Source organism: Brevundimonas vesicularis (assembly GCF_027886425.1).
GTDB lineage: Bacteria > Pseudomonadota > Alphaproteobacteria > Caulobacterales > Caulobacteraceae > Brevundimonas > Brevundimonas vesicularis_C.
In genome coordinates, this window is sequence record NZ_CP115671.1 from 496,282 (window position 1) to 522,455 (window position 26,174).

General features: G+C 64.3%; 22 protein-coding genes. 12 read left to right on the plus strand and 10 right to left on the minus strand.

Translation table 11 applies throughout. The features are described from left to right. Positions 1-130 precede the first annotated feature (130 nt). The 3 genes from purH to PFY01_RS02385 all read left to right on the plus strand — a co-directional run bounded on the left by purH (position 131) and on the right by PFY01_RS02385 (position 5,117). On the plus strand, positions 131-1,735 hold the full coding sequence (gene purH / locus PFY01_RS02375; RefSeq protein ID WP_271042265.1) for a bifunctional phosphoribosylaminoimidazolecarboxamide formyltransferase/IMP cyclohydrolase: 1,605 nt from the start codon (positions 131-133) through the stop codon (positions 1,733-1,735). Positions 1,736-1,880: 145 nt separating this feature from the next. Next, positions 1,881-2,780, plus strand: a complete 900-nt coding sequence (locus tag PFY01_RS02380) for a dienelactone hydrolase family protein (RefSeq protein ID WP_271042266.1) — start codon at positions 1,881-1,883, stop codon at positions 2,778-2,780. 294 nt (positions 2,781-3,074) lie between these two features. Further along, on the plus strand, positions 3,075-5,117 hold the full coding sequence (locus PFY01_RS02385) for a S8 family peptidase (protein ID WP_271043015.1): 2,043 nt from the start codon (positions 3,075-3,077) through the stop codon (positions 5,115-5,117). 24 nt (positions 5,118-5,141) lie between these two features. On the opposite strand, the gene grpE is transcribed toward PFY01_RS02385, so the two are convergent. After that, positions 5,142-5,729, minus strand: coding sequence for a nucleotide exchange factor GrpE (gene grpE / locus PFY01_RS02390; RefSeq protein ID WP_153924513.1), 588 nt, complete (start codon positions 5,727-5,729; stop codon positions 5,142-5,144). A 44-nt stretch (positions 5,730-5,773) separates the two neighbouring features. Continuing rightward, entirely contained in the window at positions 5,774-6,868 is a 1,095-nt protein-coding gene (gene hrcA, locus PFY01_RS02395) for a heat-inducible transcriptional repressor HrcA (RefSeq protein WP_055754458.1), read from the minus strand. Between the two features lie 66 nt (positions 6,869-6,934). On the opposite strand from hrcA, the gene rph reads away from it, so the two are divergent. Further along, entirely contained in the window at positions 6,935-7,660 is a 726-nt protein-coding gene (gene rph, locus PFY01_RS02400) for a ribonuclease PH (protein WP_271042267.1), read from the plus strand. A gap of 64 nt (positions 7,661-7,724) precedes the next feature. Further along, positions 7,725-8,186: a hypothetical protein gene (locus PFY01_RS02405; RefSeq protein WP_271042268.1), complete on the plus strand. Its 462-nt coding sequence runs from the start codon at positions 7,725-7,727 to the stop codon at positions 8,184-8,186. Here PFY01_RS02405 and glmM read toward each other — a convergent pair. Further along, positions 8,183-9,529: a phosphoglucosamine mutase gene (gene glmM, locus PFY01_RS02410; protein ID WP_271042269.1), complete on the minus strand. Its 1,347-nt coding sequence runs from the start codon at positions 9,527-9,529 to the stop codon at positions 8,183-8,185. The genes PFY01_RS02405 and glmM overlap by 4 nt on opposite strands. A gap of 161 nt (positions 9,530-9,690) precedes the next feature. On the opposite strand from glmM, the gene glmS reads away from it, so the two are divergent. Continuing rightward, positions 9,691-11,505: a glutamine--fructose-6-phosphate transaminase (isomerizing) gene (gene glmS, locus PFY01_RS02415; RefSeq protein ID WP_271042270.1), complete on the plus strand. Its 1,815-nt coding sequence runs from the start codon at positions 9,691-9,693 to the stop codon at positions 11,503-11,505. Here glmS and PFY01_RS02420 read toward each other — a convergent pair. The 6 genes from PFY01_RS02420 to PFY01_RS02445 all read right to left on the minus strand — a co-directional run bounded on the left by PFY01_RS02420 (position 11,466) and on the right by PFY01_RS02445 (position 18,134). Next, complete coding sequence (locus PFY01_RS02420) at positions 11,466-12,104, minus strand: Crp/Fnr family transcriptional regulator (RefSeq protein WP_271042271.1); 639 nt, start codon at positions 12,102-12,104, stop codon at positions 11,466-11,468. The two genes, glmS and PFY01_RS02420, sit on opposite strands and share 40 nt — an antisense overlap. A gap of 82 nt (positions 12,105-12,186) precedes the next feature. Then, positions 12,187-12,930 carry a Crp/Fnr family transcriptional regulator gene (locus PFY01_RS02425; RefSeq protein ID WP_271042272.1) on the minus strand — a complete coding sequence of 248 codons (744 nt, stop codon included), beginning with the start codon at positions 12,928-12,930 and terminating at the stop codon, positions 12,187-12,189. Beyond that, positions 12,930-13,190 (minus strand): DUF6894 family protein, encoded by a 261-nt coding sequence (locus PFY01_RS02430; protein ID WP_271042273.1) that lies wholly within the window; start codon positions 13,188-13,190, stop codon positions 12,930-12,932. The genes PFY01_RS02425 and PFY01_RS02430 overlap by 1 nt, the downstream gene beginning before the upstream one ends. A gap of 69 nt (positions 13,191-13,259) precedes the next feature. Then, positions 13,260-14,759, minus strand: a complete 1,500-nt coding sequence (locus tag PFY01_RS02435; RefSeq protein ID WP_271042274.1) for a phosphomannomutase/phosphoglucomutase — start codon at positions 14,757-14,759, stop codon at positions 13,260-13,262. 10 nt (positions 14,760-14,769) lie between these two features. Next, complete coding sequence (locus tag PFY01_RS02440; RefSeq protein WP_271042275.1) at positions 14,770-15,855, minus strand: glycosyltransferase family 4 protein; 1,086 nt, start codon at positions 15,853-15,855, stop codon at positions 14,770-14,772. Between the two features lie 95 nt (positions 15,856-15,950). Then, a complete protein-coding gene (locus tag PFY01_RS02445; protein ID WP_271042276.1) occupies positions 15,951-18,134 on the minus strand; it encodes a sugar phosphate nucleotidyltransferase in 2,184 nt (727 codons plus the stop codon). A 277-nt stretch (positions 18,135-18,411) separates the two neighbouring features. Between PFY01_RS02445 and PFY01_RS02450 the strand changes: the two genes are divergently transcribed. Beyond that, complete coding sequence (locus tag PFY01_RS02450; RefSeq protein ID WP_271042277.1) at positions 18,412-19,275, plus strand: FkbM family methyltransferase; 864 nt, start codon at positions 18,412-18,414, stop codon at positions 19,273-19,275. Here PFY01_RS02450 and PFY01_RS02455 read toward each other — a convergent pair. Beyond that, on the minus strand, positions 19,272-19,733 hold the full coding sequence (locus tag PFY01_RS02455; protein WP_271042278.1) for an Lrp/AsnC ligand binding domain-containing protein: 462 nt from the start codon (positions 19,731-19,733) through the stop codon (positions 19,272-19,274). The genes PFY01_RS02450 and PFY01_RS02455 overlap by 4 nt on opposite strands. 109 nt (positions 19,734-19,842) lie before the next feature. On the opposite strand from PFY01_RS02455, the gene putA reads away from it, so the two are divergent. The 5 genes from putA (at position 19,843) to PFY01_RS02480 (ending at position 26,166) form a co-directional block, all read left to right on the plus strand. Continuing rightward, entirely contained in the window at positions 19,843-22,974 is a 3,132-nt protein-coding gene (gene putA / locus PFY01_RS02460; protein WP_271042279.1) for a bifunctional proline dehydrogenase/L-glutamate gamma-semialdehyde dehydrogenase PutA, read from the plus strand. A 123-nt stretch (positions 22,975-23,097) separates the two neighbouring features. Next, the gene (locus tag PFY01_RS02465; RefSeq protein WP_271042280.1) at positions 23,098-23,874 is read left to right on the plus strand and encodes an ABC transporter permease; all 777 of its coding nucleotides are present in this window, start codon (positions 23,098-23,100) and stop codon (positions 23,872-23,874) included. Positions 23,875-23,900: 26 nt separating this feature from the next. After that, positions 23,901-25,064, plus strand: coding sequence for a chain-length determining protein (locus tag PFY01_RS02470; protein ID WP_271042281.1), 1,164 nt, complete (start codon positions 23,901-23,903; stop codon positions 25,062-25,064). Then, the gene (locus tag PFY01_RS02475; RefSeq protein WP_271042282.1) at positions 25,061-25,744 is read left to right on the plus strand and encodes an ABC transporter ATP-binding protein; all 684 of its coding nucleotides are present in this window, start codon (positions 25,061-25,063) and stop codon (positions 25,742-25,744) included. Before PFY01_RS02470 ends, PFY01_RS02475 begins: the two co-directional genes overlap by 4 nt. Continuing rightward, on the plus strand, positions 25,726-26,166 hold the full coding sequence (locus PFY01_RS02480) for a hypothetical protein (protein WP_271042283.1): 441 nt from the start codon (positions 25,726-25,728) through the stop codon (positions 26,164-26,166). Before PFY01_RS02475 ends, PFY01_RS02480 begins: the two co-directional genes overlap by 19 nt. Positions 26,167-26,174 lie beyond the last annotated feature (8 nt).

A 26,174-nucleotide genomic window follows, 5' to 3' on the forward strand; every position in this document is an offset into this window, starting at 1 on the left:
ACGGCGTCGATATAATCGCGCAGCGATTTGATCTCTGCCGATCAGGCTCTGAAACCGTCCGTGGGGTGACGGCGAAGCGGTTTGGGTCTAGACGGCGCGCCATCCTCCCCTGCCATCACGGACGCCGCCCATGCCCGCCGCTCCCGACTTTCCGCCCGCCCCAGACCGGGTCAAGCCGCAATGCGCCCTGATCTCTCTGTCCGACAAGGCCGGGCTGGAGGACGCAGCCCGCACCCTGCACGATCTGGGCGTCGAACTGGTCTCGACCGGCGGCACGCGCGCGGCGATCGAGAAGCTGGGCCTGCCGGTCAAGGACGTGGCCGATCTGACGGGCTTCCCCGAAATGATGGACGGCCGGGTCAAGACCCTGCACCCGATCGTTCACGGCGGCCTCTTGGGCGTGCGTGACGCCGCCGACCATGCCCAGGCCATGACCGACCACGGCATCGGCGCCATCGATATCGTCTGGATCGACCTCTATCCGTTCGAGAGCACCGTCGCGGCGGGCGGCACGTTCGAGGCGGCGGTCGAGAACATCGACATCGGCGGCCCGGCCATGATCCGCTCGGGCTCCAAGAACCACGGCTATGTCGCCGTCGCCGTCGACGGCGAAAGCATCGGCCTGATCCTTGAGGCGCTGAAGACCGAAGGCTTGACCGATCTAGCGCTGCGCAAGCGCCTGGCCGCCCGCGCCTTCGCGCGCACCGCCGCCTATGACGCCGCTGTTTCCGGCTGGTTCGCTGGCCAGATCGAGGATGCCGCCCCGACCCGCAAGTCGATCGCTGGCGCCTTGGCCCAGACCCTGCGCTATGGCGAGAACCCGCATCAGATGGGCGCCTTTTACCGTACCGGCGAGCGCCGTCCGGGCGTGGCCTATGCCGAACAGGTCCAGGGCAAGGAACTGGGGTACAACAATATCGCCGACGCCGACGCCGCCTATGAGCTGGTGGCCGAGTTCGAACAGCCGGCCGTCGTCATCGTCAAACACGCCAACCCGTGCGGCGTGGCTGTGGGCAAGGATCTGTCCGAAGCCTATGCCCGCGCCTTGGAATGCGACGCCGTCTCGGCCTTCGGCGGCGTGATCGCGGTCAACCGCCCGCTGAACGGCGATGACGCCCGCGCTATCACCGGCATCTTCACCGAGGTCGTCATCGCCCCCGGCGCCGACGACGAGGCCAAGGCCGTCTTCGCAGCCAAGAAGAACCTGCGTCTGCTGATCACTGACGGCCTGCCCGACCCCCACGGTCCGGGCGAGGTGTTCCGCTCGGTTGCCGGCGGTTTCCTGGTCCAGTCGCGCGACCGGTCGCTGATCAAGCCGTCGGACCTGAAGATCGTCACCCAGCGCCAGCCGACTCCGACCGAGATCCAGGACATGCTGTTTGCCTTCACCGTCGCCAAGCACGTCAAGTCCAACGCCATCGTCTACGCCAAGGACGGCCAGACGGCCGGCATCGGCGCCGGCCAGATGAACCGTCGCGACAGCGCCCGCATCGCTGCCATCCGCGCCCAGGAAGCCGGAGAAGCCAAGGGTCTGACCCAGTCGCTGGCCGAGGGTTCGGCGTGCGCGTCCGAAGCCTTCTTCCCCTTCGCCGACGGCCTCTTGGAAGCCGTCGCGGCTGGGGCCACGGCGGTGATCCAGCCCGGCGGCTCGATGCGAGACGCCGAGGTCATCGCCGCCGCCGACGAGAAAGGCATCGCCATGGCCTTCACCGGCGTGCGGGTCTTCAGGCACTAATCTTGGAAGGAAGGGCGCTAACGCTCGACGCGCGGCATCGGACTGCTTGAGCGCCCTTCTTCCCGTTTTGTAGCGCGCCTTATCGTGACTGGACGACTGCCGTCAGCCGTGATGCTCTGACGTCTTTCCCGCGTTGGAGCGTCCCATGACCGTGCTGATCCGCCCCGAAGGCCAGACCGCCGACGACCTGAAACTGAGCCGTCGAACTCTGGGCGCCTTGGGGGGCTTGCTTTTTTCCGGCTATGCGGTCGCGGCCCTGGCCAAGGAAGCCAAGCCCATCACGACCGACGCCGAGGGCCTGTCCACCGAGACCGTGACCTATGCCGCGCCGGACGGGTTCCAGCTTCCGGCCTATGTCGCCCGGCCGGCGGGCGACGGCCCGTTCCCGGTCGTGGTGGTGGTGTCCGAGATCTTCGGCGTCCACGAATATATCCGCGACATCTGCCGCCGTCTGGCCAAGCAGGGATACGCCGCCATTGCGCCAGCCTTCTTCGTCCGGGTCGAGGATCCCGCGCCGCTGTCGGATATGCAGCGGATCATGCAGATCGTCGCGGCGGCGAACTATGAGCAGGTGATGGGCGACCTGTCGGCGACGCTGGAATGGGCCAGCCAGCAGTCGTGGTCCAAGGACGGCAAGGTCGGCATCACCGGCTACTGCTGGGGCGGCAAGGTGGTGTGGCAGGCGGCGGCCCGCTTCGCCGCCATCGGCGCGGGCGTGGCCTGGTACGGCCGCTTGGCGCCCGCCGCAGACGCCACGCCGGTTCAGATCTCATCGGGCCAACCTTGGCCGGTCGACATCGCTGACGATCTGAAAGCGCCTGTGCTCGGCCTGTATGGCGGCAAGGATCAGGGCATCCCATTGGCCAGCGTCGAACGGATGCGCGAAGCCCTGGCCCGCGCCGGCCAGACCGGCAGCCAGATCGTCGTCTATCCCGACGCCCAGCACGGCTTCCACGCCGACTACCGAGCAAGCTACTCGGAAGCAGACGCCAAGGACGGCTGGTCCAAGCTGCTGGCGACGTTCGATAAAGCGTTAAAGAATTAGGGCGTTACTGGTGCCAAGGCTGCGGGGAGCAGCCCGAGTATGGGAGGGTAGGGCGTGAACGGATTGCGGCTTCGCGGGGCGATCGTCCTGGGTATCGGCCTGCTGTTTCTGCCTCTCGCAGCGTGCGGAGGCGGTGGTGGAGGCGGTGGCGGCGGCGGCACGATCACGCCCCCCGTTCCTCCGCCCCCGCCACCCCCGCCGCCTCCCCCACCTCCGCCCCCACCACCGCCTCCACCGCCTCCGCCTCCCTCGGTCACGTCGAGCGAGTATCTGCGGAACTACGGCTTGGCCAATATGAAGGTCCAATCCGCCTGGCAGGCCGGCGCGACCGGAGCCGGCGTCACCGTCGCCGTCGTCGACTCCGGCATCGCCAATACCCTGCCCGAGTTGGACGGGCGTATCTCCAGCGCGTCGACCGATGTCGTTGTGGGGCGCAACACCCCCTATGTGGCGTCAAGCAGTCACGGCACGCGCGTGTCGGGCGTGATCGCCTCGAACTTCAACGGGTTCGGTACGATCGGCGTGGCGTATAACTCGACTATCCTGTCGATCCGCACCGATATCTCCGACTGCACGGACAAGAATACGGACGTCTGTTTCAGCAGTTCGGATCTGGTGCGCGCGCTGGACTACGCCGTCGCCAATGGCGTGAAGATCATCAACATGTCGTTGGGCGGCGACGGACGGTTGGGCTCGGCGTTCGAGGCGGCGCTGCTGCGCGCGGTCAACTCGGGCGCCGTGATCGTGGCTTCGTCGGGCAATGACGGAAACGCCAATCCGGGCTGGCCCGCGCGTTACGCCATCGACCCCAGGTTCGCCGGCAGCGTCATCGCGGTCGGATCGCACGGCGCGACCGATGCGATGTCCAGCTTCTCGAACCGGGCAGGGGATACGGCGGCCGGGTATATTTCAGCGCCGGGCGAGGATGTGATCACAGGGTGTGAGGGCACGTCGTGTTGGCGCGTCAACGGCACATCCTTCTCGGCCCCGCATGTCTCCGGCGCGCTCGCTTTGCTGATGCAGGCCTTCCCCAATCTGACGGCGCGTGCGGCTCTGGATATCTTGCTGACGACCGCACGCGACGCCGGCGATCCCGGCACCGACATCGTTTATGGGCGCGGCCTGCTGGACATGGCCCGCGCCTTCCGGCCGGCAGGGACGACCTCGACGCCGATGGCTGACGGGAGTTCCATTGTCAGCATGAGCGAACCGGGCAGCTTCGTCGGCGCCGCGTTCGGGGACGCATTCGGTCGGCAGACGGCGCTGAATACGGTGCTTTACGACGCCTACGATCGGATGTTCGCCGTCCAACTGGGCGGCGCCTATCCGACTGCGCCCAGCCGATCCTATCAGGCGGCGCCGTTCGAGCAGAATACCACGGCGACAACCAGCCTGGCCCTGCCGGGCGGCGGTCGATTGAACCTGATCGCGGCCCAATCCAGCGCCCGACCTGACCCGATCGCCCCTCGTCACGATCTGTATGATGCGCCCTGGATGGGGGACGAGCCGCGTCAGGAGGCGATGCTTGACGTCGCCACGGGCCGGATGAACTTCTCGGTCTGGCAAGGCAAGGGCGGGGCGACCTCGCCGTTCAACGGCGCGGCGGGCGACGGTTTCGCCGCCCTGGCCCAGGCCGACCACGCCGTGCGGGGCGCCCTGCGCTTCGGCGCGGTGACGGTCTCGGGCGAAAGCGGCGGCGGCGATCGCCGTATGCCGCTGCGTCGTGTCGAGCAGGACGCCTCGACCTATAGTCGCGCGGCGATCGGATGGCGCGGAGCGGAGGGCGGTCTGTCGTTCAGCGTCGGCGCCTTGGATGAACGGCTCGGGCCTTTGGGCGCCTTCCTGCCGGGCGGATCCGACTTCGCCCTGCCCTCACGGACCAGCTTCTATGCCTTTGGCGGCGACTGGACCCTGCGACCGGGCCTGCGTCTGATCGGCGAGGCGGGAATGGGGGCGACTCAAATCGAGGGTCGGTTCCTGTCGATGGATCAGGCGGCGATCAGTTCGAATTGGCGGCTGGGGCTCTTGACGGGCTGTTCGATGATCTGTGACCGGATCAGCTTCACCCTGGCTCAGCCGCTCAGGATCGAGCGCGGAACCTTCTCGGCCATGCTGGCGGACGTGCCGGTCGAATATTTCGATCCGCTGACCTATTCGCGCCGCAGCTTCTCGGCGACGCCCAGCGGCCGCCAGATCGACTTTATCCTCGGTGGCGAGCGTCGGCTGTGGGATGGGTCCAGCATGACGCTGCAAGCAGTCGCCAGCCGCGAGCCGCGCCATGTCGCAGACGCGCCGCCGGAGTTCGCCTTGATCGGAGCCTGGCGGCGTCAGTTCTGACCGACGCCGCCTGACGACTGCGGATCAGGCCTTGCCGTCGAAGGCCTGGCCGTCGGCGGCGGGGGCGGCACCATACGGGTTGGGAGCCTGGGCGCCGGATCCCTTGGCGGCGACGACCACCATGGCGGGGCGGACGGTGCGACCGAACAGTTCGAAGCCGGACTGCATGGTCTGGATCACCGATCCGCCGGGCACGGTCTCGGACGGCTGTTCCATCATCGCCTGGTGCAGGTGGGGGTTAAAGGCCTCGCCGGCCTGGGGCGCGACGCGCTTCAGGCCGTTGGCGTCGAAGGCTTGCAGCAGCGCCTTCTGCGTCAGTTCCAACCCGGTCACCAGACCGGCGGTCGCGCCCTCGGCGTCCTTGGGCGCAGCCATCAGGGCGCGTTCCAGATTGTCGGCGACGCCCAGCAGGTCCTTGGCGAAGCGCTGGATGGCGAAGGCGCGGGCGTCGTTCTGCTGCGTCTCCGAACGGCGCTTCAGATTCTCCATCTCGGCGGCGACGCGCAGGGCGCGGTCCTTCCATTCGTCACGCTCGGCGATCACGGCGTCCAGCGGCGCCAGATCGTCTGAAGGATGGGCGTCCAGGCCGTGTTCGGCGTTGGTTTCGGCCATGTCGGCGTCCACGGCGTTCAGTTCGTCGTTAAGGGGCTTGTCGCTCACTTGTCGTTCCCGTCCAGCATCCGGCCCAGCACCCGGGCGGTATAGTCCACCAACGGAATGACACGGGCGTAGTTCAGTCTTGCGGGGCCTATGACGCCGATGGCGCCAAGAACCCGCTGTCGGCCGCTCATATAGGGCGCCGCGATCACGGCGGAACCCGAAAGTGAAAACAACCGTGTCTCGGCGCCGATGAAAATGCGCACGCCTTGGGCCGCATCGACGCCGTCCAGCAGGCCGATCAGCTGTTCCTTCTGCTCCAGATCATCGAAAAGGACGCGGACCCGCTCCAGATCGGCCAAGCCTTCCCGGTCCTGAAGCAGGTTGGCGCGACCCCGCACGATCAGGGCGCGCTCGCGATCCTGGCCGCCGGACCACGCAGCGAATCCGTCCTCGACCAGGCGGGCGGCGGTCTGGTCCAGTTCACGCCGTGCGATTTCCAACTCCTGGGTCATCTCTCGCTTGGCGTCGGCGAAGGGGCGGCCGCGCAGGCGAGCGTTCAGGAAGTTGGAGGCCTCGACCAGGGTCGAAGGCGTGACGCCGGCCGACAGGGTCATGATGCGGTTTTCGACCGTGCCGTCGTCGGCGACGATGACGGCCAGGGCCTGATCGCCGCCCAAGGCGACGAACTCGACATGTTTGACGCCGGAATCACGGACCGGGCTCGATACGACGCCCGCGCCGCCGGCCAGGCCCGACAGCAGGTTCGAGGCCTCGTCCAAGGCGGACTCGAAGTTCCGGCCGCGCCCGGCGAGCCGCCCGTCGATCTCGCGACGCTCTTCCTTGGTCAGGTCGCCGACCTCCAGCAGGCCATCGACGAACAGGCGCAGGCCCGCGTGGGTGGGAATCCGCCCGGCCGAGGTGTGGGGCGCCGCCAGCAGGCCCGCAAGGGTCAGATCCTGCATGGTGTTGCGGATCGAGGCAGGCGACAGCGCGATACCGCCCAGCGACAGGGTCCGCGACCCGACCGGCTCGCCGGTCTCCAGATAGGATTCCACGATGCGACGGAAGATGTCGCGCGCCCGCGCATCCAGCCCCGCCAGACCCGCGAGGGACTGACCGGCGTCGAACGGTGGGTTTTTCGGGGCATACAGGCTCACGGTTTCAGGATAAGCACCGCGGCCTCAGCTTCCAAGGTCAGACTTCCAAGGATCCCTCCCATGCGCCATTCGCAACGCACCGATGATCAACTGCGTCCCGTGACCATCGAGACCGGCGTCAACCGCTATGCCGAGGGCTCGTGCCTGATCAGCTTCGGGAATACCAAGGTGCTGGTGACCGCCTCGATCGAGGACAAGGTGCCGGGCTGGATGCGCAACTCGGGTCAGGGATGGGTGACGGCCGAATACGGCATGCTGCCGCGCGCCACCCACACGCGCGGCCGTCGTGAAGCCGCCGCCGGCAAACAGTCGGGCCGCACCCAGGAAATCCAGCGGCTGATCGGTCGCTCCCTGCGCGCCGTGGTGGACCTGAAGGCGCTCGGCGAACGTCAGGTGCTGATCGACTGCGACGTCATCCAGGCCGACGGCGGCACCCGCACGGCGTCGATCACCGGCGCCTGGGTCGCAATGAGCCTGGCCCTGAACTATCTGCGCGACGAGGGCGTGCTGAAGGCCGATCCGATCACGGATCAGGTGGCGGCCGTGTCGTGCGGCGTCTGCGACGGCGTTCCGCTGCTGGACCTGGATTACGAAGAGGACTCCGAGGCCGAGGCGGACTCGAACTTCGTCCTGACCGGCTCGGGCCAGATCGTCGAGGTCCAGGCCACGGGCGAGAAGCGCGGCTTCTCGCGCGCCGAGTTCGACCGGCTCTTCTCGCTGGCCGAGATCGGCTGCACCGAACTGTTCGCCCTGCAGAAGGCGGCCCTGGCGGCGGTGAAGCGATAGGGGGTTTCACCTCGGGGCGCGGACGGGCATCCTCGTCCGGTCAGTCCTGACCGGAGACAAGTCGATGCGTCGATCCCCCTGGCTTTCGATGGCCGCCTGCGTTCTGTTGATGGCCGGATGTCAGCGCGCTGATCCAGCCGATCAGCCTGCGTCCGGAGACACGGCGGCGCGCAGCGACGTCATCGACGCGGTTCCACTGGCGCCGGATGCTCCGCCGCCTGCCCCGCCCGCCAAGCCGGCGGCTGCGGAGAAGGAAGCGACCAAACCGGCCGGGGACGTCGAGGCCAGCATTCCCGAAGGACCGGACATGCCCGCTCAGCCGGTGCCGATCAGCGAGGTCCCCTGTCGCGAAGCCATCGGCGCCGCCGCCTCAGCCCGGTTGGTCGAGCGCTGCATCCAAGTCAGCCCGGCGACCCGCCCGCCCTGCAACGCCGCCAACCCCTGCGACCTGATCCAGGGGGAGATCGACCGCTCCTGCAAACTGTGGGCACGCGACGGCGACCCGCCGGCGGCGTGCAAGCCCTAGGCTGAGCGCACCGCGCCCGCCACATCGGCCACCACCCGCTTAACCAGTGCTTCGTCGTCGCCCTCGGCCATGACGCGGATCAGTTTTTCCGTGCCCGAGGGGCGCACCAGCAGCCGTCCCTGACCGCTCAGGGCCGCTTCGGCCTCGGCGATGGCGGCCTTGACCGTGTCGGTTTCCAGCGGCTTGTCGGCGGTGAAGCGAACGTTCTCCAGCTTTTGCGGAACGGGAGCGAACTGGCGGGCCAGTTCGCTCATCGGCTTGCCGGATTCGACCAGGACGGCCAGCACCTGCAGCGCCGCCATCAGGCCGTCGCCGGTCGTGGCATGGTCGTGCAGGATGATGTGGCCCGACTGCTCGCCGCCGATGTTGAAGCCGCCTTCGCGCATCCGTTCCATGACATAGCGGTCGCCAACCTTGGTCCGCTCCAGCGTCAGGCCTTCGGACTCCAGTTTACGCTCCAGCCCCAGGTTGGACATGACGGTAGCCACCACGCCGCCCCCGGTCAGGAGGCCGCGCCTGGCCCAGTCAAGCCCGACCAAGGCCATGATCTGATCGCCGTCCACGACCCGACCCGTCTCGTCGCAGATGATCAGTCGGTCGGCGTCGCCGTCCAGGGCGATGCCGATATCGGCGCGGTAGCGTTTGACCGCATCGGCCAAGGTCGCCGGATGGGTCGAGCCGCACTCGGCGTTGATGTTGGTGCCGTTCGGGGTCACGCCGACGGGGAACACCTCGGCCCCCAGTTCGAACAGGGTGGTGGGCGCGACCTTGTAACCGGCGCCGTTGGCGCAATCGACGGCGATACGCAGCCCTTGCAGCGTCAACCGTTTGGGGAAGGCCTGTTTGGCGATCTCGATGTAGCGGGCCTGGGCGTCGTCGATGCGTTTGACCCGGCCCAGCTTGTTCGACGGCGCAAGGCCCTGGTCCAGACCTTGGTCCATCATGGCCTCGATCTTCAGCTCGATCTCGTCGGACAGCTTGTAGCCGTCCGGCCCGAACAGCTTGATCCCGTTGTCGGCATAGTCGTTGTGCGAGGCCGAGATCATCACGCCCAAATCGGCGCGCATCGACCGGGTCAGCATGGCCACGCCAGGCGTCGGCACGGGCCCGAAGGTGCGCACGTCCATTCCGACCGAAGCGAAACCGGCGACCAAGGCCGGCTCGATCGTATAGCCTGACAGGCGGGTGTCCTTGCCGATCACCACCAGATGGCGTCGATCATCGTCGGTGCGGAACAGTTTTCCGGCGGCCAGACCCACGCGCAGCGCGACCTCGGCCGTCATCGGATAGGTGTTGGCGCGGCCGCGAATGCCGTCGGTGCCGAAATATTTTCTGTCGCCCAAGGTGCGGTCCTTTGTTTCGGGTAACGTTCCGAAACCCCTTTTTTGATGCGGCCCGCCTTAAGATTGCATAGACGGCCGATGGGGCTTGATGTGTGGCTTAGCCCCGGATCGCCGCCAGTGCAAAGCGGCGCCCTTTTCCTGACTTCTCGGAGCCTTCGCTCATGTGCGGCATCATCGGCGTCACCGGCAATGGTCCTGTCGTTCCCCGGCTGATCGACAGCCTGAAACGGCTGGAGTACCGCGGCTATGATTCCGCAGGCGTCGCCGCCGTTGTGGACGGCTCGGTCGAGCGCCGCCGCGCCAAAGGAAAGATCCGTAATCTGGAAGCCGTCCTGGCCGAGGAGCCGATGACGGCGACGGTCGGCATCGGCCATACGCGCTGGGCCACGCACGGCGCGCCCACGACCGCCAACGCCCACCCACACAAGGCCGGTCGTGTCACCCTGGTCCATAACGGCATCATCGAAAACTTCGCCGAGCTGAAAGCCGAGCTGGCCGCCGAAGGCCATGTCTTTGAAAGCCAGACCGACACCGAGGTCATCGCCCACCTGCTGGACGCCGAATTGAATACGGGTCGCGCGCCGCTGGAGGCGTTCAAGACCACTCTGGATCGCCTGACCGGCGCCTATGCGCTTGCGGTGCTGATCGACGGAACGGACGACCTGATCCTGGGCGCGCGACGCGGCAGCCCCTTGGTGGTCGGTTGGGGCGAGGATGAAATGTATCTGGGCTCGGACGCGCTGGCCGTCGGTCCGTTCACGCAGAAGATTTCCTATCTGGAAGAGGGCGATTACGTCGCCATGACCAAGGCCGGCGCCCAGATGTTCGACGTGGCGGGCAAGCCGGTCGAACGCGCCATCGTCCAGGTCTCGGCCTCCTCGGCGATGGTCGAGAAGGGCGAATATCGCCACTTCATGGAGAAGGAAATCCATGAACAGCCCGACAGCGTCCAGCACACCCTGTCGGAATATCTCGACCTGGTGACCGGCAAGGCCAAGACCAATCCCGTCGATTTCGCCGCCATCGACCGCATCCAGATCGTCGCCTGCGGCACGGCCTTTTACGCCGGCCAGATCGGCCGTTATGCGTTCGAGAAACTGGCCGGCCTGCCCTGCGACGTCGAGATCGCGTCCGAGTTCCGCTATCGCTCGCCTGCCGTGTCGCCCAAGACGCTGGCGGTCGCCGTCAGCCAGTCGGGCGAGACGGCCGACACCCTGGCCAGCCTGACGTGGTGCAAGGCGCAAGGGTTGCAGACCGCCGCCGTCGTGAATGTTCACTCGTCCTCGATGGCGCGTGAGGCCGCCGTGCTGTGGCCCACCCATGCCGGTCCGGAAATCGGCGTCGCTTCGACCAAGGCTTTCACCGCCCAGGTCGCGGCCCTGCTGGCCCTGGCCGTGGCGGCTGGCGTGGCGCGCGGCCGGATCGATGCTGCGACGGAGGCCGAACTGGTCAAGGCTCTGTTCGAAAGCCCGCGCCTGATCGCCGAGGCCCTGACGATGGGCGACAGCATCCGCGCCGTGACCCACGATCTGTCAAAGGCCGACGACGTGCTGTTCCTGGGCCGGGGCGCCATGTTCCCGCTGGCGATGGAAGGCGCGCTGAAGCTGAAGGAGATCAGCTATATCCACGCCGAGGGCTATGCCGCCGGAGAGTTGAAACACGGCCCCATCGCCCTGATCGACGAAGAGACCCCGACCATCGCCCTGGCTCCGCTCGACGATGTGTTCGAAAAGACCGCGTCCAACCTGCAGGAGGTCGCCGCACGGGGCGGCCCGGTCATCATGATCGCGCCGGAAAAGGCACCCGATCCGCACGGCGCCGGCATTCGCCGCATCCACGCCCCCGACTGCCATCCGCTAATCGCGCCTCTGGTCTATGCCGTGCCGGTGCAACTTCTGGCCTACTACACAGCCGTTCAGAAGGGCACCGACGTGGATCAGCCCCGCAACCTGGCCAAATCCGTCACGGTCGAATAGGCCTCGTCCGTCATCCGCCGCAGGGCGTCTGCATCGATGATTTGGATCGCGCCGCGCCGCAGCCGCACGGCGCCGGCGGCGCACAGTTCGGTGCAGGCGGTCGATATGCTGGCGCGTCGCACAGCCATCAGATGCGACAACTCGGTTTGACGCAGGGCGAGTACGTCGCCTCCCCTTCGGTCGTGAACGTCGAGCAATAGGGCGGCCAGGCGCTGGCTGACTTTTAATGTGGCGTGGCGCGAAAGCTCAGCCTGAAGGGCGATGTTGCGACGGCGAAGATCAATCAGCGCCATCTCGACCAGACTGTCGCGATCGATCTTTTGCGCCAGCTTGCGAGCGGAAACGGTCAGGTATCGTCCGGCCGTCAACCAAACGGCCGACTCTGGCCCACCCCCGCCCAATACAGCGTCGAAGTTGATCACGTCGTCGCTGGACGCCAGCCCATGCGACAGAGTGCCGTCGAGCCCGATACGCGCCAGGACGCCTGACAAAATCAGTGTGACGACAGCTTCGCCATTCTGTGTGGTTGAGGTTCGTGCGCCAGCCTCGGCGAAGAAAGCATCGCCTTCGTCCAGGCCCTGAACTGCCAGGGCAGACAACAGAGCGTGCGCGAGGTTTGACTGAGACATGCCACGTCTAGACGGCCGATCGCCGTTCGGTGCGATAACATGCGTTAAGTGATCAGACGGGCTCGGATTGCAGGCGCAAATAGGTGGGGTCGAACTCGGCGATCTCGGCCAAGCGACGCCAGTCGAGAATATCGATGCGCCCGCCCGCCCAAGCGACGACCCCCTCGCTGCGAAGCTCGGAAATCAGGCGGCTGACATGGACGGTCGAGAGGCCCAGCGTATCACCCAAGGTCGTTTGCGTCAGCGGGAGTTCGAAGGTCAAATCACCTGTTTGGCCGACGGCCTGGAGGCGCAGGTAAAGCTCGCATACCAGATGCGCCAGATGGCCCAGGCCGCTGCGCCGGCCCATGGCCACCAGCCACTGTCGATGGATGGCGGCGTCGATGATGGTGTCCAGCCAAAGCAGTCGGCCCAGGTGTGGATGTCGCTCGGTGATGTCGATCAAGCCGCTGTGCGGCGCCTCTGCGATCACGCAGTCGGTCAGGGCGACGACGCCGTGATCCATCTGCTTCATCAACAGGCTGTGCAGGTCGATGAAGTCGCCCGACACATTGATTTCAGTGATCTGTCGCGCCCCGTCTTCCAGCGTGGAATAACGCGCGGAAAAGCCCGAAATCAGAAGGGTGCTGTGCAGCGGGCGGGTGTGCTCGCGCACGATATCGGATCCGGCGGAGACGGTTTTGGGCGCATCGAGGACCGCGCTCAACGCCTCGATCTCTTCGGCATTGAGCCGGTCCCTAAGCGACAACTTGTCGACCAGCGTGGTGATCTTCGAGACGCCGCCAGCCTTGGTCATCACGCGTCCCCCGTCAATGTCCAGCCCTCGGGCGCCTGATCGGATGCGGACGCCGTGACGCTAACGACCGTTTGACCCTCGGTGTCCGTGACGATGACGCTGAAGGCGCGGGTCGTCCAAAACGACGCGCCCCGGTAGCGAAGGATTTCGCCCAGCACGGCGACGGCTTCCTCGCGCGCCGCATCAACGCTCCTCAGTTCCTCGCCCTGATCGTCGCGGATGCAATCTCCGTTCTGGGTATGGAAAAAGTAACGCGGCAATCTTCCCTCCTGGCCTCAGCCGAAAGGGAAGCGGTCACGGGCGCGATTGGTTCAGTCCGCTGTGATGTTTCAGATTTCCTGATTGAAGACGCCGATTTCGGGATAGGCGGCGAGGCGCGGCTTGATCTCCTTGCGGAAGAGGTCGCGCATGTCGTCTTCGGAACGCATGCTCTCGACCACCACGACCAATTCCGGCTTGTTGGACGAGGCGCGGACCAGGACCCAAGATCCGTCTTCCAGGTGCACCCGAACGCCGTTGACGGTGATGGCCTCGACGATCTTGCGGCCCAGGATTTCGCCGCCAGCGTCGGCCAGGTCGGAGTATTCCTTCACGATTCGCTCCAGCACGCCGTACTTCAGCTCGTCGTCGCAATGGGGCGACATGGTCAGACTGGTCCAGGCGTCTGGGAGGGCGGTCTTCAGTTCACTGAGTTTTTTGTCCGGATTGCGATCCAGCATGGCCAGAACCGCGCCCGCAGCGACTAGACCGTCGTCGTAGCCGTGGCCCAGATCGCCGGCCATGAAGAAGTGGCCCGACTTCTCGAAGCCGGCCAGGGCGCCCAGTTCGGCGGTCTTGCGCTTAATGTAGGAGTGGCCGGTCTTCCAGTAGACGACCTCGGCGCCATTGGCTTTCAGGACCTCGTCAGTCTTGTAGAGGCCGGTCGACTTCACATCGACGACAAAGGTGCTGTCCGGATAGACCTTGGACAGGTCGCGGGCCAGCATCAGGCCGATCTTGTCGGCGAAGATCTCTTCGCCCGTGTCGTCCACCACGCCGCAGCGGTCTCCGTCGCCGTCGAAGCCAAGGGCCAGATCGGCGCCCGTCTCACGCACCCGTTGGGCCATCTGCACCAGCATGGCGTGATCTTCCGGGTTCGGATTGTATTTCGGGAAGGTGTAATCGAGGTCGGTGTCCATCTCGATCACCTCGACGCCCATCCGGCGCAGGGCGTCGGGGGCGAAGGCGCCGGCTGTACCGTTGCCACAGGCGCAGACGACCTTCAGCGGTCGCTTGATCTGCACCTTGGAGGCCACATCGGCGACATAGGTTTCGCGGAAGTCATCGACCCGCACGAGCTTGCCGCCCGACCGGGCTACGCCCTCGCCGTTTAGCACGATCTCCTTCAGTCGGCCCATCTCGTCGGGACCGAAGGTCAGAGGCTTGTTCGCCCCCATTTTCACCCCGGTCCAGCCATTCTCGTTGTGGCTGGCGGTGACCATGGCGACGCAGGGCGCATCCAGTTCGAATTGACCGAAATAGGCTATCGGCGACAAGGCCAGCCCGACGTCCAGAACCTCCATCCCGCCTTCCAGCAGCCCCAGGATCAGGGCCTGTTTGACGCTGAGGCTGTAGCCACGAAAATCATGGCCGGTGACGATCTTGGGCGCGACGCCGATCTCGTGGACATAAGTGGCCAGGCCAAGTCCTAGAGCCTGAATGCCGAGAAGGTTGATCTCTTCTTCCAGGATCCAGCGCGCGTCGTATTCGCGAAAGCCTGTCGGTTTCACGAGGGCGAGATTCTCGTAATCGGCGGTGTTTGGCTTCAGATCCTGCCTGGGCTTGAGCATTCTGATCGGCTCAGGCAGCGGCGCGTTTGCGAATCCGAGCAATGCGTCGCAGGCGACGCCAGAAGCGGCCGCGCTCGGGTTCGGGATAAGGTTGCAGGTTCTCGACGAACTGTTCGGCCGAGGCACGCCAACTGAACTTTTCAGCATAGGCCCGCACAGCCTTGCGATCGAGATCGAGGCACTGCAAGCAGGCGGTCTTGAGGTCTTTGTCGATTGCGCCTGCGTTCGATCCGGGAATGATGTCGATCGGGCCGTGGGCCGGATAAGCCGCGACCGGCGTGCCGGCGGCCATGGCTTCCAGGATCACAAGACCGAAGGTATCGGTCCAACTGGGGAAGACGAAGACGTCGGCGTCGCGGAAACAGCGGGCCAGGTCGTCACCGAACTTGGCGCCGAGGAACTTGGCCTCCGGATACTTTTCTTCCAGCTCGGCGCGGGCCGGGCCATCGCCCACGACAATCTTGGTGCCGGGCAGATCGAGTTGCAGGAAGGCCTCGATGTTCTTCTCCACCGCCACACGCCCGACGTTCAGGAAGAAGGGCCGGGGCCAGTCCTTGCCGCCAAGCTCGTCGTATATGCGGTCCAGGTCGGGGTTGAAGACGTCGGTATCGACGCCTCTCGACCAAGGAGAGACATTCTTGAATCCATGCTCGACCAGTTCGTCGCGTAGGGTCGGCGTCGCCACCATCAGCCGTCCGGACGGCTTGTGGAACCACTTCATGTAGGCGTAGCCGACCTGAACCGGGATCGGGAAACGGGCCGAGACGTATTCCGGGAATTTGGTGTGGTAGCTGGTCGTGAACGGCAGCTTCCACTCCACGCAGATCCGGCGCGTGGCGATACCGATCGGACCCTCGGTGGCGATATGGACAGCCTCGGGTTCGAAGGCCCGCAGCATCTCGCGGATCTCTTCTTCCGCCCCCAGCGCCAGACGGATCTCCGGGTAGGTGGGGCAGGGGATGGTCTTGAACAGGCTGGGTTCGATGACCTCGACCTCATGGCCCATGCCGCGGCATTCCGCGACGGTGCGCGTCAGGGTGCGGACGACGCCATTGACCTGAGGTTCCCAGGCGTCGGTGGCCAGAACGATGCGCATTGAGGCGGGCGGACCCTGAGCCGTTGAGTAAGGGGCGAACTTCTAGACGGTTCGGGTTAGGAAGGCGAGACGTTGAGCCACGGCGGGAAGATCAATCAACGGAGTTGGAGCGCGGACCTTGTCGCTTGACGCAGCAGCCCATCGGACGCTCGCGTTTGTATATGCGCGGCCATGATAGAGTGCAGGGGGTTGGCCGAGGCCGGTTCATCAATGAATTTGCCGTTCTCCAGAAGCTTTGCGCGCCACAAACCCGAAGGCAGCAGGTGTTTCCATAAGGCTCGCTGGGCGCGTGCGGCATGAGCCAGATACTGTTCCTTGTCTTTTCCGTCGGCGAGCGAGGCCAAAATTAGGGCGGCCTTCATCCATTGGGTTTGAGCGGTGAGGCGGGCGCGTGCGCTCCAAGGCGCCCCGTAGATGGTCATGGTGTCCATGACAACGTCACGCGTTGGGTCAATCCCTTTCAGTCCCGTTTGGAACAGACGTCGGGCGAGGCTTATCGAACTGGAGGTGCGATTAGCTCGCGCGTGCCTCGCCATAAGCCACGCCCATTCGAACTGACGGCCGGGGTCAACAAGAATCTCTTCCTTGTTTACCGGCTCCTCATGAGGAGCAGCAAGCTCGCGTATAATGCCCCCAACGGCGTCGAGAAACCTGCGTCGCACCGAGTCCACGATCTGATCCGCTAGATCGCTCCAATCCTCATCTTCATCGGCTTCTTCCCAAGTGAGAGCTGCCTCAAGCAGTGAGATGCAGGCGCTAGATCGATCGGACGCCGCCACGGCTTGAGCCAAGTCTTTCGCTCTTGACTCAAGGCCAAGCAGGTGGCCGCCGATGGTTTGCGACCAGGCCTCGCTCGCCAGCTCGGGTGCGCACAGGGCGATTCTAGCGAGAGCTCCAGCTAGGAGGCCTTGGTTATGAAGATTGAAAGACGCGTCTGACTTCCCAACTTCACCGTTAGAATGGCGGCGGCTGAAGTTATTCAGTCCGACCTCCAGCGTCGTCCTCCAAGGTCCCTGCCAACCCGATCGACCGGCATCGGCGTAGACGTGAATTTGACGAAGTTGAACGCGCGCCACGTCAGACGGCCCAAGTCTGCGCCCCTCAAGGCTCAGGAACTCTTCGAAACCGCCTACAGAATTTTGCCCAAGGGTGCACCAGCATGGCAGCGCTGACTGGCGCAGCCATGCCGCCAGACGTACCGCGCCGTCGTCGAGCGTCTCCTGCACGGGAATCGAAAAATCAAGGTGCCGTGGCGATAGCTGTCCCAGCCGTTCCACGATTTTTTTGACATCTTGGCTGCGCGAGAGATCCGTCACAAGGATGGCGTCGCGTTCGACAATGACCCCGACATTGCTCAGGCCAATGGCCGCCACCATCACTCCATCGCAGGCGCGCACCAAGCACCCATCGGAATCTTCCAGTATGTGCAGGCCGACATCGCCTTCCCCGGATGCATGGACGGCGTCCCACGAGCCAAGATCCGACCACTCAAAATCGACCGGCAATACAGAGGCGCGCTGTGTCGTCTCCATGACGGCGTAATCGATGGAAATTCGAGGAGCGGCTGCAAACTCCTCGCCCAGAAAAATAGAGTCGCCATCCTTGAAGGATTCATCCAATCCCTTGGCAACCGCTTCGCTAAGGCCGGTTGCTGACTGCTCTATTTCCCGATTAAGCACGTCGGCGCGGACAATAAAATTGCCACTGTTCCACAGATAGCCAGCCGAGATGTAGCGGGCGGCCGTTTCCGAGTCGGGCTTCTCGATAAACGACCGAACCTCGGCCAAACCCGGGCCTGCCGGCGCGATATAACCATAGGCGGATGAGGGCTTCGTCGGGACCAGCCCAAGTGTGACGATGCGCCCGGCTTCCGCTGCTGGTACGGCGACCATCACCGCCTCGCGAAATGCCTTTTGATCGGGAATATGATGATCGGATGCGACAAAAAGGTTGATGGCGTTCGGTCGATGGCGGTGTGTCCATAGCGCAGCGGTCGCCATGGCGGCAGCCGAGTCTCGAGCTTCTGGCTCCAGCAACAGAACGGCCGTTTCACCCACCTCGGCAAGTTGTTTGAGTATCGTGCGATGGTGGTTGACGCCACCCACAACAATCAGGACGCCGTCCGCGCCAACAAGTGGCGCTACTCGATCGACCGTCTCTTGGAATGGCGATCGATTGCCGGAAAGGGGGATGAATTGTTTGGGCCGTGATGGACGCGACGCTGGCCACAACCGAGTGCCAGCGCCGCCGCACATGATTACAGGAAAGATCGCCGCCATGCCTAAACCTAAACCAGCTTAATCTGTCACTTTAGCCTGCAGGAAGTGAGCCGTCATCCGGCGCATAGCGTCCGGCAAATCTTCAACACTCTTTGTCGCAAGGTCTGGTCAGGCCGCTCCGTCGTGGAACGGATGCGGGCTCGTTGCCATCGCGCTGCCGCAACATTAGGCGAAGTCGCCTTGAAAGGCAGGTTGTGGATGCAGTTGCTATCCTCTAACCCGCCAATATCTCTCATGTGTGCTTTTGATTGCATCGCAGACGATAACAGGATGACCCATGGCGAAATGGCCAGCACGTATCGCGCACCTTTTGCGTAGCGATATCGCTAAGGGGGCGACCCTCAAGGTTGAGCGGCCACATTATTTCTACCTTGGTGAAAGCTTGGCCATGACCAAGCTTCGGAACGGCCATTTCATATATGTCGATCCTTTGGAAGAAAGCGTCTGCTCTCATTTGATCGCTCATGGCGATTGGGAGCCATGGATATATAACGTCGTGATGGGGTTGGTGGGCGCTGGGGACCATGTCGTGGAAGTTGGAGGTCACGTCGGCTTTTATACGTTGGGATTGGCCAGCAAGGTCGGTCCAAGCGGGTCGGTTTTGACGTTCGAAGCAAATCCCCGTCTTGCGGCGTTGGCATCTCGTTCTCTGAGATTTGGCGGCTATGCCGGCTGGGCCAAGGTGGTGCAGAAGGCGGTAAGTGATAAAGCGGGAACGCTAAAGTTTGCGCTGTCGCGACAGTTTGGCGGTGGCGGACACCTTTACATTGGTAAGCAGACCTTGGGAGTAGATGGGGAGATTCTGGAAGTTGAGGCCATTCGGCTGGATGACCTAGAACTCGGTAATGTTCGCCTTCTTCGCATTGATGCCGAAGGATCCGAGGCCTTGATCCTCGGCGGCGCGACCAAGCTGCTCGCGCAACCAAACATCATTGTGTGCATGGAGTGGGATCTAGTCCAGATGCGGTCAAGGTCGGACCCCCCAATGTTCGTGAAGTCGCTGACCGACATCGGATTTAGGTTTTGGAAGATCACGACTTCGAGCAAGTTGGAATCGGTCGAGCCGGAGGCCATGCTGTCGCTGCCGCCTTGCGACGTTCTTGTCTCGCGCATGCATCCGTCGATGACGAGTGACGTCTAGACCGGCAGCACCGTCGTCGATTTGATCTCTTCCAGCACCGCATAGGTGCGGGTTTCGCGCACACCCGGCATCCGCACCAGAACGTCGCCCAGGAAGGCGCGGTAGGCGTCCATGTCGCCGACCCGGGCCTTGATCAGATAGTCAAAACCGCCGGCGACCATGTGGCATTCCAGCACCTCCGGCTGGCTGCGGATGGCGGCGGCGAACGCTTCGAACACGTCGCCGGTGGTGCGGTCGAGCAGCACCTCGACGAAGATCAGCAGGTCGCGGCCGACCTGGGCCGGGTCGATGATGGCGGCGTAGCCGGTGATGATCTTCTTTTCGCGCAGCCGTTTGACCCGTTCGAAGCAGGCGGCGGGCGAAAGATTGCACCGTCGCGCCAGTTCGGCGTTGGAGATCCGGGCGTCTGTCTGGAGCACCCGCAGGATGCGGCGGTCGACGGCGTCGATATCGATCATCGGAAATCATGATACTGAACCGAACGATCTTCGGCGTAGGTTCGTATCATACGAAGCACCTTCAACGAACCCCGGCATATACGGCTGAAATCCACAGGATTTGTCGCCAATGACCACGACCGCCTTCATGCCTTCGAGCCTGGCCGCCTGGGACGGTCTGGATAGGCACAAGTTCCGCGACGAGCGTGAGGCCGTCGCCGCCAATCTGGCGCGCATGCCTCTGAATGACAGCGAACGGGCCGATGTGGTCGCCGAGGCGACGGCCCTGGTTGAACACGCCCGCCGCAGCCAGAAGAAGCAGGGGGTCGTCGAAAGCTTCCTGCAGCAGTTCTCGCTGGGCACCCGCGAAGGTCTCGCCCTGATGTGTCTGGCCGAGGCCCTGCTGCGCGTGCCGGACGAGGACACCCGCGATCGCCTGATCGCCGAGAAGATCGGCTCGGCCGACTGGGCCGCCCACCTGGGTCAGTCCGACAGCCTATTCGTCAACGCCTCGACCTGGGGTCTGATGCTGACCGGCAAGCTGGTCGATGTGGATGATGAGGCGCGCAGCGACCTGCCCGGCTTCCTGAAGCGGATCGCCGGCCGACTGGGCGAGCCGGTCATCCGCCAGGCCGTGGCCACCGCCGTCAAGATTATGGGCGAGCAGTTCGTGGTCGGCCGCACCATCCAGAGCGCGCTGAAACGGTCGAACAAGGAAGGCTGGCTGTGCAGCTTCGACATGCTGGGCGAGGGCGCCCGGACCATGGCCGACGCCGACCGTTATGAGAAGATATACGCCGACGCCATCGAGGCGGTGGGCCAGACATCCAAGGGTCAGGGACCGGAGCACGGCCACGGCGTCTCGGTGAAACTGTCGGCCCTGTCGCCCCGCTATGAGGCGACGCACGAGGATGACGTCTGGGCGACCCTGTATCCCCGCATCCTGCGCTTGGCTCAGATCGCGGCCAAATACGACATCAACTACACGATGGACGCCGAGGAGGCGGACCGTCTGGCCCTGTCGCTGAAACTGCTGGACCGGATGGCGCACGAGCCGTCGCTTGGCGGCTGGACGGGCCTGGGTCTGGCGGTTCAGGCCTATCAGAAGCGCGGTCTGGAGACGATCGAACGCGTCGCCGACCTAGCCCGCCGCTCCGGCCGTCGTCTGATGGTGCGCCTGGTCAAGGGCGCTTATTGGGACACCGAGATCAAGCGCGCCCAGGTGTTCGGCCGCACCGACTATCCCGTCTATACGACAAAGGCGGCGACTGATCTGAACTATCTGGTCTGCGCCAAGGCCATGATCGAGGCCGCGCCGGCCATCTATTCGCAGTTCGCCAGCCATAACGCCCACACCCTGGCGGCCGTGCGGCGTATGGCGCGTGATCACGGCGTCACGGTCGAACACCAGCGGCTGCACGGCATGGGCGAGGCGCTTTATGACGCCGCTCAAGAAGCCTGGGCCGATGAAACCGTCATCGTCCGCGCCTATGCCCCTGTCGGCGGGCACGAGGAGTTGCTGCCCTATCTGGTGCGGCGCCTGCTTGAAAACGGCGCCAACTCCTCTTTCGTCCACGCCCTTCTGGACGAGCGCGTGCCGGCCTCGGCCGTCGCGGCCGATCCCATTTCCCTGGTCGAGCAGGCGTCCAACCGTCACCCCAAGATTCCGGTTCCGAAAGACATGTACGGCGATCGTCAGAACTCCCTCGGCCGCGATTACTCTCAGGCCGCCGACCGTGAAGCCCACGCCAAGGCGTTGGAACTGGTCGACCGCGAGAAGTTGACCAGCGGTCCCATCATCGGCGGCAAGCTGCGGGCCGGCATCGACGCCCACGACGTGACCAATCCCTTCGATCGATCACAGGTGCTGGGCCACGTCTCGGAAGCCGAGGCGGCTGACATCGACGCCGCCGTCCAGGCGGCCGCCGTGGCTCAGGTCAAATGGGACCGCCAGGGCGGCGCCAAGCGCGCCATCGTCCTGCGCGCCATGGCCGACGTGCTGGAGGCTGATCTGGATCGGCTGGTCGCCCTGCTCAGCCGCGAGGCGGGCAAGACCCTGAACGACGGCGTCGCCGAGGTGCGCGAGGCCGCCGACTTCTGCCGCTATTACGCCCTGCTGGCCGAGCGTGACTTCACCGCCCCGGAAACACTGAAGGGTCCGACCGGCGAGACCAACCAGCTGTTCCTGCACGGACGCGGCGTCTTCGCCTGCATCTCGCCGTGGAACTTCCCCCTGGCCATCTTCACCGGCCAGATCGCTGCGGCTCTGGCCGCCGGCAACGCAGTCCTGGCCAAGCCCGCCGAACAGACGCCGCTGATCGCGGCCGAGGCCGTGCGCCTGTATCACAAGGCCGGCCTGAATCCCGACCTGTTGGCGCTGGTTCCCGGGCGTGGCGAGACGGTCGGCGCGGCCCTGGTCACGCACCCCGGAATCGACGGCGTCGCCTTCACCGGCGGCACCGACACAGCCGCCGCCATCAACCGCTCCATCGCCGCCCGGCTTGGCGCCATCATCCCCTTCATCGCCGAGACCGGCGGCCTAAATGGCATGTTCATCGACACGACGGCGCTCAAGGAACAGGTCATCGACGACGTAATTCAGTCGGCCTTCGGCTCGGCCGGCCAGCGCTGCTCGGCCCTTCGCGTCCTTTATGTGCCCAAGGATTCGGCTGACGCCCTGATCGAGGGCCTCAAGGGCGCTCTGGCGGTCCAGACCGTCGCCGACCCCGCTGATCCCAAGACCGACATCGGCCCGGTCATCGATCCCGAATCCCGTCGCGCCCTGGAAGCCCACGTCGAGCGCCTGTCGAAGGAGGCGACGATCCTCGCCCGCGCCGCCCTGCCGATGGGCGCCGACAAGGGCGACCTGTTCGCCCCCACCATCGCCGAAATCCCGACGCCCGACTTCCTGGAGCGTGAGGTCTTCGGCCCCATCCTGCACATCTACCGCTACGCCCCATCCGACTTGAAGGCAGTCGCCGGCAAGCTCGCCGCGCGCGGCTACGGCCTGACCCTGGGCGTCCACAGCCGTATCGAAGCCTTCGCCGCCGAAGTCGTCGACCTGGTCCCCGCCGGCAACGTCTACGTCAATCGCTCGATAACCGGAGCCGTCGTCGGCGTGCAGCCGTTCGGCGGCGAGGGGCTGTCAGGGACGGGCCCTAAGGCCGGCGGGCCGAACAGCCTGATCCGTTATGCGGCCGAGAAGGCGATCAGCGTCAATATCGCCGCACAGGGCGGGGATCCGGCGCTGTTAAATCTGTGAGGCAGGCGCTGTTTTGCAGTGCTTGCTTCCTGCGTGGGCGACGGTATGTTCTCCCGGCGCGTCTCGTCTGAGGCGTCGAGAGCCGGCCATTTGCTTGGCGTTATTTATGAAATGCACCCAAGCATGAGCCGTTCTTTTGTTGTCCGGCAATCGCAAATTCTCGGCGCGCTGATGATGCGCGAAATGGCGACCCGCTATGGCAGGCGGGGGCTCGGCTTCCTTTGGGTGGTCGGCGAACCTCTGATGTTTTGCTTTGGCGTGATCATCATGTGGATTTTCATTCGTCATCACAATGGTCATGGTCTCGCCGTCGCGCCCTTCGTGATGACGGGTTACATGTGCCTTCTGCTGCTTCGGCACAGCATCAGCTTTAGCATCAGTGCGGTTGGCTCAAATCTTGGGCTTCTTTACCATCGCGTTCTGGGACCTCTGCACTTCTATTTGGCGCGTTGTATTCTCGAGCTGGCCGGGGCCACAGCCGCCTTCATTGTTGTGTATCTGACGTTAATTTTATTTCGCCAGGTCGATGTGCCTCATGATTGGCTTTTGCTCTATTTCGGCTGGTTTCTGATGTGGATCATGGCGACAGGCACGGGATTCATATTCTCGGGTCTCGCGACGCGTTTCGAGGTCATGGAGCGCATCGTACCGCTACTCAGCTACGCCATGATCCCGCTCTCCGGCGTGTTCTTTATGGTGGATTGGCTGCCTGAGAACGTGCGTGAACGGTATCTGTTAGTGCCCTATCCTAACGCCATCGAAATGATCCGGGCCGGCGTGTTCGGCGAGTTTGTGCCTACTCACTTTAGCGTGGCCTACGCTACGGCCACTGCGTTTCTGCTGCTTCTGATAGGGTTGATACTGATTAAAAACGCGGAAGGTTATATCGATGTTGAATAAATTCCCTCTGGAGCTGATCGCCTCTCATGGCTGAACAACTGCGATATATCGGCGCCCTGCCTGAGCAGGGGGCCGCGCGGTCGCGTGGGCTGGCTGCCCTCCGCCGAAAACTGCCCCTGCCTTTTCTGATCTTCGTGGCTTTGCCGACGTTCATTGCGATCGTCTATTGGGGACTGATCGCCACGCCGCGCTACGTTTCCGAGGCGCATTTCATTGTGAGAAAAACCGAGGATGCGCGGCCGAACAGTCTGGGGATGGTGCTGCAGGGGGTCGGGCTTTCCGCAGGCGTATCTGATTCTTTCGTTGTGCAAGAATATATGAGTTCTCGAGCCGCCGCCGATACTTTGGACGATCGCTTTGATCTAGAGAAGGTTTTCTCTCGTAACGGCGCAGATTTGTTTTCGCGATATCCGGGGCCATTCGTCAGCCCGTCGGAGGAAGCGCGTTTTAAGGCGCTGAAACGCTTTGTCACGGTTGGTTACAACGGTGCCAGCGGCATCACGATGCTGAGGGTGCAGGCTTTCACCCCCCAAGATGCTCGCGCCATGAATCTAGCGCTTCTGCGTTCGGGCGAAGACCTGGTCAACCGCCTCAATGAAAGGTCGGCTGCCGACGCCATCGCAGAGGCCCAGCGGGCTGTGGTGGAAGCCACAGCCCGCCGCGCTCAGATCCAGCAACTTATGACTTCGTTCCGCAATCGCGAACGTTTCATCGACCCACAGACCGCCGCCGCTGAATCGACCCAGTTGATCTCGGGGCTGCTCTCGACCCTGGCCCAGCTCAGGGCGGAGTACGCGCAAATCCAACAGTCGGCACCGCAAAGCCCACAACTGCCGACCATTCGGTCGCGTATCGCCGCCTATGAGGCGCAGGTGGCTCAGGAGCGGGCGAAGCTGGTCGGCGACGAGAGTTCTCTGGTGCCCAAGATTTCGACCTACGAAGGCTTGGTTCTGCAGGGCGAGCTGGCCAACCGTGCGCTGACCGAGGCGTCGGCGGCCCTGCTGACTGCCCAGCAGGACGCGCGGCGTCAGAAGCTGTATTTGGACCGGATCGTCGAACCGAACCTGCCCGACCGCGCCACCCAGCCGCAGCGTCTTCGCGCCATCTTGATCGTCTTCCTCAGCAGCATGATGATCTTCTTGCTGGGACGCCTTATGTGGGCGGGCCTGCGGGAGCATCGCCAGGAGTGACGACCGTTCTCGCCGCATTGGACCCGGTCGGCCTGAAGGTCTCCGGCCTTTCCAAGACCTACCGTCATGCCGGAAAGACCCTGTTCAGGGATCTGAACTTCACGCTGGAGCGGGGAGGGCGACTGGCCATTCTCGGTCGAAACGGCCAAGGCAAATCGACCCTGATTAAGATGCTGGGTGGCGTGTTGCCAGCGACGAGCGGCTATATCGATTGGCGTATGAGTTCGTCATGGCCGATCGGCTTCGGTGGCGGGTTCCAAGGCAGTCTTAGCGGCCTGGACAACATTCGCTTTCTGGCCCGCCTTTATGGCAAGGACTACGCCGAGACCCTGGCGCGCGTCGATGATTTCGCCGAACTGGGCGCGGCCTTGAAGGAGCCGGCCAAGCATTTCTCTTCGGGCATGCGCGCGCGCCTGGCTTTCGGCCTGTCGCTGGCGATCGAGTTCGACTGCTATCTGGTGGACGAACTGGTCGCTGTCGGCGATGCGCGCTTCCAGAAGAAATGCAATGAGGAACTGTTCAGCAAGCGCGCCGACCGGGCTTTCATGATCGCCTCGCACAATACAAAGCTGATCACCACCTACTGCGACCGCGCGTTGCTGATCGAGAGCGGCCAGGCGCGCGTATTCGAGGACGTGGCCGAGGCGGTGGACATCTACACTTGGCTGAAGGCGGTCTGACGGTGGTCGAGACGACGACGCCGACGACGGGCGGCGCCCTGCATTGGCCGCCTGACAAGTTCCGCTACGACATGCGCGAAGCGGACGCCCGCGAACGGGTTCAGCGCATGGACATCGCCGGTCGCGCCCGCGCTTTGGTGTGGGGACCGTACGAGGTGCTGACGCCGGGCCTGTGGCGAGCCACAGCCCGCTTCGCCGTCGACCGCTGGGCCTGCCGGCACACCTATCGCCTGGAATGGGGCGCGACGGCCGATTACAGCCTGTTCGAGTTTACGCCTCACAGGCCCGGTGTGTTCGAGGTGTCCGCAGACCGCCTGTGGCGCGAGGCCGAGAAGGCCGAGTTGCGCATCATCCTGACGGAAGGTGCGTTGGGAGGCACGTTCGAGTTGCTGGGTGCAAACATTACATCGATTAGCGGTTAGGGCCGAAT